Annotated in this window: 5 protein-coding genes and 1 rRNA gene; all 6 read left to right on the top strand. The window is 33.6% G+C overall.

All coding sequences use genetic code 11. The annotated features are described in order from the left end of the window. Window positions 1-298: ribosomal RNA gene (locus BUB90_RS22795) — 23S ribosomal RNA — on the top strand; the annotation flags it as partial. 351 nt (window positions 299-649) lie between these two features. Beyond that, window positions 650-1,141 (top strand): hypothetical protein, encoded by a 492-nt coding sequence (locus BUB90_RS22790; protein ID WP_073291945.1) that lies wholly within the window; start codon window positions 650-652, stop codon window positions 1,139-1,141. A gap of 180 nt (window positions 1,142-1,321) precedes the next feature. Then, window positions 1,322-1,996 (top strand): response regulator transcription factor, encoded by a 675-nt coding sequence (locus BUB90_RS22785; RefSeq protein WP_073291943.1) that lies wholly within the window; start codon window positions 1,322-1,324, stop codon window positions 1,994-1,996. 96 nt (window positions 1,997-2,092) lie between these two features. Further along, entirely contained in the window at window positions 2,093-3,112 is a 1,020-nt protein-coding gene (locus BUB90_RS22780) for a sensor histidine kinase (RefSeq protein ID WP_073291941.1), read from the top strand. Between the two features lie 114 nt (window positions 3,113-3,226). Continuing rightward, window positions 3,227-3,928, top strand: coding sequence for an ABC transporter ATP-binding protein (locus BUB90_RS22775; protein ID WP_073291938.1), 702 nt, complete (start codon window positions 3,227-3,229; stop codon window positions 3,926-3,928). Window position 3,929: 1 nt separating this feature from the next. Continuing rightward, window positions 3,930-6,500 (top strand): ABC transporter permease, encoded by a 2,571-nt coding sequence (locus BUB90_RS22770; protein ID WP_073291935.1) that lies wholly within the window; start codon window positions 3,930-3,932, stop codon window positions 6,498-6,500. Window positions 6,501-7,313 lie beyond the last annotated feature (813 nt).

Here is a 7,313-nt window from a genome sequence, read left to right as displayed (position 1 = left end):
AGTTCGGTCCCTATCCGGCGTAGGCGTAGGATATTTGAGAGGAGCTGACCTTAGTACGAGAGGACCGGGTTGGACGAACCTCTGGTGTATCGGTTGCATTACCAAGTGCATGGCCGAGTAGCCAAGTTTGGAAGGGATAAACGCTGAAGGCATCTAAGCGTGAAGCCCCCCTCAAGATAAGATATCCCATAGCACAAGCTAGTAAGACCCCTGAAAGACGATCAGGTTGATAGGACAGAGATGGAAGTGTGGTAACACATGTAGTTGACTGTTACTAATAGGTCGAGGGCTTAACCAAAAGAATGATCTGACAAAAATTCAATGTGTAGTTTTGAAGATATAAGAAAAGGAAAGCCATTAATCGTAATTGATTAATGGCTTTTTTTGCATGTGTTTAGTTGTATACAGGAGTGATTAGGTCACTAAAGTAATTGAGTAACTGAAGTAATTAGGCCATTTAAGTGACTAGATACGGATAACGCTTAACTGTATGGTTCGGTGTTTTTACATATAAATATATTTGTGTATGGGTTAGTAAATTGATAAAGGTGTTTCGCTCATTGGTTAAGCACTTTTTTAAAACAAAATATTGTAATTTAAATCAACTAATAGGATAATATGGATATCATACATTGACAGAGGTGATTGGTTGAAGAAAAGAAGTAAAGTTGAAATAATACTTATAGATATTTTAAGTGTATTAATTATTACATCAGCACTTTACTATTTAAAAGATGATAGAGTAAAACCAGAAGATTTTATTCAAGATAAGTATAGAATTAATTGTGAATATAGAGTTGTTCAACAAGAGAAAAATGATAATTATTTGGCGTACCTAGGACGTGATAATGAAAATATATACTTAGATATATTCGAAGATGATAAGTTTTTTGGTGGAACGAAAATATTACCTAAGAATAATCAAAAAATTGCTTTGTATCAAACTTCTCAATACGTAAATCTTATTATAGTATATGGAGACAATACCCAAATGAGGTGTAGTTCGTATACGCTAAAGGTTACGGGAAATGATATAGAACCAAGAATATTTAAACAAAATATTAATAATAACGATTATATACTTGATATCTATATACTTGATACCAAATATAACGAATCCTTTGATTTGTATTTTAAATAATATAATTAGAATATCAATATGGTATACAACTAATATACAATATAAGTTTTAGTAGGGGAAAGAAAACAAAAATAGCTTCATAATAACAAAGGTTTACCTATGAAAATTTTTATCATATGTTATAATTACATTTATTAAATGAGGAAGCTTAGTTTATTAAGGAAATAAAGGAGTCAATCTATGAGGATATTAGTTGTAGAAGATGATCGGGTTATTGCGACTGGATTAGAGTATAGTTTGCAACAAGAGGGCTACGATGTAAAGAATGCATATTCTTATAAGGAAGCAAAGGAACAGATAGATAATGTTCCGTTTGATTTATACTTGTTAGATATTACACTACCTGATGGGAATGGATACGATCTATGTAAAGAGATAAAGAAGAAGAAAGATACACCAGTTATATTTCTTACAGCACTTGAGGATGAAGTAAATGTAGTAATGGGTTTGGATTTTGGAGCGGATGATTATATCATTAAGCCATTTCGTATAAGAGAGCTGATGTCAAGAATCCGTTCTGTATTACGTAGATATCATAAAGAGAATGAAGATAATGTTGTATATGTGGCAGATATAGAGATTAATGTTCGTGAAAAAAGATTATATAAGAATAATGTGGAGATAATTTTAACAGCCATGGAGTTTCGTCTGTTGTTACAATTGTTAAATCATAGAGGCCAAGTACTAACAAGAAATCAGTTACTTGAAGGTATTTGGGATGTATCAGGTGATTTTGTAAATGACAATACTCTTACTGTTTATATTAAACGATTAAGAGAAAAGCTAGAAGATGATATGTGTAATCCAGTTATTATTAAGACGATACGAGGGATTGGCTATTGCATAGAGAAATAAAGTTAAACGTGTAGGGTTCAATCTGTTACATCTTGAGATGTTAGAGAAAGGAACTTGTATAATTGCCTAGACTTTAGAAAGGGATAGGTTTGTCAAATGAGATACCGAGAATTAATACAAATGGGGAGTTTCTGTTTTGTAATAACATTTGTTGCAGCGATATTAACGGTGATTTACCCTAATTATGGTGTGGTGTTTGTATGTTTATTGGGAGCAAGTATTACTTTGTATGCGATTGCTTTTACAAAAGTAAGATATAGAAAGATTAATGAATTGGCAGATTATTTATATCAAATCTATATGGGGGATTATACATTAGATGTGAGAGATTATAAAGAAGGAGAATTAAGTATTCTTAAATCTGAGATATATAAACTTACACTTAGAATGGTTGAACAAAATGAGTTATTGTTAAAGGATAAGACGTATCTAGCAGATGCGTTATCAGATATAACACACCAGCTTAAGACACCATTGACTTCGATAAGCATGATGGCGGACCTTATAGCAGCGGACCATATAGAGGATATGAGGCGACTAGAATTCACCAAGCATATTCATACACAAGTTGAGAGAATGCGTCTGCTGGTTACTGCACTACTTAAGATGTCAAAATTAGACGCGAAAGCCGTTGAGCTAAAACAAGAGCCGATTGTATTATGTGAATTGATAGAACAATCAAGGGAACCATTTCGAATAATAGAAGAATTGAAAGAGATAAAAGTACATATTGATGGAGATAAAGAAGCTTCTTGTATGGGAGATTTCCCGTGGCTACAAGAGGCTATTAGTAATGTTTTGAAAAACTGTTTTGAGCATACAAAAGTAAAGGGAAGGATTGAAATCCAATATTGGCAGAATGCAATTTATTCTCAAGTCACTATCACTGATGATGGGGAAGGAATTGATGAAGAGGATTTACCACATGTATTTGAACGGTTTTATAAAGGGAAAAATGCAAATCCAGATAGTGTGGGAATTGGATTAGCTTTAGCAAAACAGATTATTACTGGACATAATGGTAGTATTCATATCATAAGCGAAAAGGGAAAAGGAAGTAAATTTATAATCAAGCTATACAAAGTGACAAAATTGTCACAAAGTATGTCATCGTAATGTCATTATGAACTAGTATACTGTAACTTATCAGCGGGAGATCAAGCACGTCGAAGTGGGGCTGAAGAGTTACCGTATAATTATAATTGGAGTATTGAGGAAGGGATTAATGACATGGAGATATTAAGAGTTAATAAGTTAAGTAAGACATATGGAACCGGTGAAACAAGTGTGAAAGCGCTGGACTCCGTTTCGTTCTCTGTAAATAAAGGAGAATTCGTAGCAATAATAGGACCATCAGGTTCAGGAAAATCAACATTACTTCACATGCTTGGAGGTGTTGATCGTCCATCAAGTGGAGAGGTATTTATTAACGGAACAAACATATATGACTTAAGTGAAAGTAATCTTGCGATCTTTCGCAGAAGACAGATTGGTTTAATCTATCAATTCTATAATTTGATCCCAGTACTAAATGTCGAGGAGAATATTACACTACCTTTGTTGTTGGACCATCGTCGAGTACCGAAGGACCATATCGATGAAATCGTTCATACATTAAAGCTTAGAGATCGTTTAGATCATTTACCAAATCAGTTATCAGGCGGTCAGCAACAACGTGTATCTATAGGAAGAGCATTAATTACGAACCCAGCGATTATGTTAGCGGATGAGCCAACGGGTAACCTTGACCGTAAAACAGGAAATGAAATAATGGAGCTAATAAAGCTATCCAATCGAAAATACAATCAAACGTTAATTGTAATTACCCATGATGAATCAATCGCATTACAAGCAGATCGAATCATCACGATAGAGGATGGGAAAATAGCAGGAGATGAAGTAATACGACCTGCAAACATGGGAGGCAAATAATATGAATATTATGAATAGCCTCACATGGAAACACATGAAAGCAAACAAAAAACGGACCATAGTAACCATACTTGGTGTTATTATTTCAGTAGCTATGATTACAGCAGTATCAACAGCAGCTTTAACCTTTACGACATATCTGCAAAACATTCAGATTCAGCGCGGTGGTGCATGGCATGTAAAATATGTTGATGTTACTAAACAGCAAGGAAATAAATTAATAGATGAGCTGGATGAGAAATTTAGTTTCTATACACAAGTCAAAGGATATAGCAAATGGAAGGATACGAGTAAGGTAGTGAAACCGTATATTTATGTGGAAGCATATGATAGTACTGCGTTTGACAAACTTCCAGTAACCTTACTAGATGGAAGATTTCCCGAGAAAGCGGGAGAGATTATTGTAAGTAAGGAGATATCAAATAATAAAGAAGAAACTTATAAGATTGGTGATTCAATCTCCATGGAATATGGAAAACGCTTTGCAATGATAGAAGGGGAGCAAAAAGAATTTAAACAAGACGTTGAGTTTCATGGTGATACGTTTCCTGTAGAAGAACAAGAAACGTGGAAGTCTACAGGAGAAAAAGAGACATATACGATTGTGGGAATCATAGAGTCTGATGAGTGGTTTGCAATGCCTGGAAGAAGAGCAATTACGTTTCTTGATGACAATACGGTAGCAAATAGTGACACATTAACGGTTAATGTTTTCATGAATAAGGTTTCTAATGATCTGTATAACCAAACAGTGTCAGCTGGGAGAGCCGCAGGGGTGGATGAAGGGCAGCTTGTTTTTCAAGATGATTTATTACGATTACATGGAGTTAGTAAGTTTGAAGATACTTATAATAAGATGATTCAAATATGTACAACAATTTTAATACTAATAATTATGGTTGGATCGATAGCATTGATATACAATTCATTTGCTATATCAATCAACGAGAGAAGTAAACAATTCGGAATGCTATCAAGTATTGGTGCTACTAAGGAACAGAAAAGAAATGCTGTACTTTTTGAGGGAGTAGTAACTGGTGCTATAAGTATACCCCTAGGAATTATTGCGGGATTCGTTGGTATGTGGACAACATTTACAATACTAGGACCGATACTTGAGAATGCCATGGGTATCAATGTAGGGATTAAGGTAGTCGTTTCTTCGGAATCCATAATCGCAGCAGTTATCTTTTCCGTTATAACAATCTTCATATCGGCATATCTTCCAGCAAGAAAAGCTGCTAAGATTACTCCTATTGAAGCCATCAGACAATCAAGAGATATTACAGTACATGCAAAACAAGTGAAGACTTCTAGAATAACACAAAGATTGTTAGGAGTAGAGGGAGATCTTGCAATTAAGAATCTTAAGCGTAATAGAAAACACTACCGAGCATTAGTATTTTCATTAATGATAAGTCTGATCTTATTCATTAGTGTAGGATCTTATGTGTATTATCTGAAAGAATCTGTAATGTTTGCTATGGGCGATGATTCTTATGATGTTGCGGTGTGGAATATAGATAAGGAAGAAGAAGATACTGTTAGTGAATTGTTGAAGGAACTTCCTAATGTAACTGAAGGTAATGCTGTTATTAAATTAAGTGAATGGCTCGTGATGGACAAAGAGCAAAGTCAAAGTATGATAACAGAGGAAGGTAAGGAAGCATTAGAAGAAAATTGGTCAGAAAATAATAGTGAATTTGTGTTTTATTGTTCTTTGTCATTTATCCCAGATGATGAGTATGAAAGGATTGTAGGAAAAAAAAATTCAGGATCAGATGGAATACATGCAATATTAATTAATCAACAAGTTAGACAGAGGGGATATAGTTTAACAGATATAGAACCACTAAGAGCCAAAGTAAATGATAAGATTAAGGTAGAAGATTATGAAATTCAACTTGATTTAATTACCAAGGAGCGTCCACTAGGAGTAGGATTTGGTACAATTGGTGGAAATGTTTCTTTCGTGTTACCATTGTCAGCACTTAGTGAATTTGGGCAATTTGATAGTGAGGCAATGTATAATTATTATCTGAATACCAGTGATGCAGAAAATATAGAAGATGACATTGTTGATGCATTCTTAAGAGGAGGTATACAATCGAACTATACGATATACAATCAAGCAGTGGAGATTATAAGAAACAATCAGATCACAACCGTGTTCTCTGTATTTGCATATGGGTTTATAACATTAATCTCATTAATTTGTATAGCAAATTTATTCAATACAATTTCAACGAGTTTTGCTTTGCGAAGAAGGGAGTTTGCTATGCTTAAGAGTATTGGAATGACCCCAGAAGTTTTTAGACGTATGATTCGTATGGAAAGCCTTATGTATGGTATAAAAGCTTGTATCTTTGGATTACCAATTAGTATTGCTATGACACTCTGGATTAAGAAAGCAGTTAGTTATAATTTCGATAAATATTATGCATTTCCATATATGACATATATAGTTGGTATATCGGCTGTATTTGGTGTTGTCGGAATTGCTATGCTGTATTCATCTAGAAAGATTAGAAAAGAGAATATAGTGGATGGATTAAAGACAGAAATTAATTAAGAGAGCATCGATACAATAAGAATAGACGCAATCCTTATTCAATTGATAAGGATTGCGTTTTAAGGTTCATGGCAACTACTCATCACCCATCTCTGTATTTTGTGACTTATCTACTACAATGAGATTCACAATCACCTAATATGAATATTGAAGATGGAAGAAAAGAAATAAAAAGGAGTTTGTTTTTTATTAAAAACCCCTTTACAAACGAATTCAACTCTGTTATACTAGTCCAAGTCAGCTAATGAGTTGTAGAAAATGAACAAACAATTCTGAAAAAAGTAAGAATTAAAACAACTCGGAAAATAATAAAAAACATGTTGACAAACGTCGAAAGATGTTATAAGATATAACAGTCGCTTCTGACAAGTACAGAAAACAAAGATTTGAAATGAAAAATGTTTGAAAAAAGTGCTTGACAACAAGGAGGCAACATGATAAACTAGATAAGCTGTCGCAAACGACTGAGAGATGTCGAAAGCGGTACAACTTATAGAAACATTAGAAAACAAGATTTCAATGTATTGAAATTTGTTGAAAATGTAAAGTGATGAACATTGAAAATTGAACAGTGAAACAACCCTGAAAATTCTAATCGTATTCACAAGTTTTACTTGATAGAATTCGAAAAAAGATTTTCAATAAATAAACGAACCGTATCATTGTGAGGAGTTAGTAATAACAAATCAAATTTGATACACCAAGCGAATTTATTCGCTTTTGTAAATTTATGTCGAAAGACATACGGAAACTAAAAGCCAGTTTTAGGTTAGTAAGTTCTGAACAAAGAGATCAAAATTTTAATTTGAGAGT

This window comes from Anaerosporobacter mobilis DSM 15930 (genome assembly GCF_900142955.1).
Lineage (GTDB): Bacteria > Bacillota > Clostridia > Lachnospirales > Lachnospiraceae > Anaerosporobacter > Anaerosporobacter mobilis.
The sequence above is the reverse complement of the archived record's forward strand: the minus strand, read 5'-3'. Positions and strand labels throughout refer to the sequence as shown.

Excerpts from the sequence above, each read along its gene's own strand:
- BUB90_RS22775 (WP_073291938.1), top strand. The coding sequence starts at position 3,227 with ATGGAGATATTAAGAGTTAATAAGTTAAGTAAGACATATGGAACCGGT.
- BUB90_RS22785 (WP_073291943.1), top strand. The coding sequence starts at position 1,322 with ATGAGGATATTAGTTGTAGAAGATGATCGGGTTATTGCGACTGGATTA.
- BUB90_RS22770 (WP_073291935.1), top strand. The coding sequence starts at position 3,930 with ATGAATATTATGAATAGCCTCACATGGAAACACATGAAAGCAAACAAA.
- BUB90_RS22780 (WP_073291941.1), top strand. The coding sequence starts at position 2,093 with ATGAGATACCGAGAATTAATACAAATGGGGAGTTTCTGTTTTGTAATA.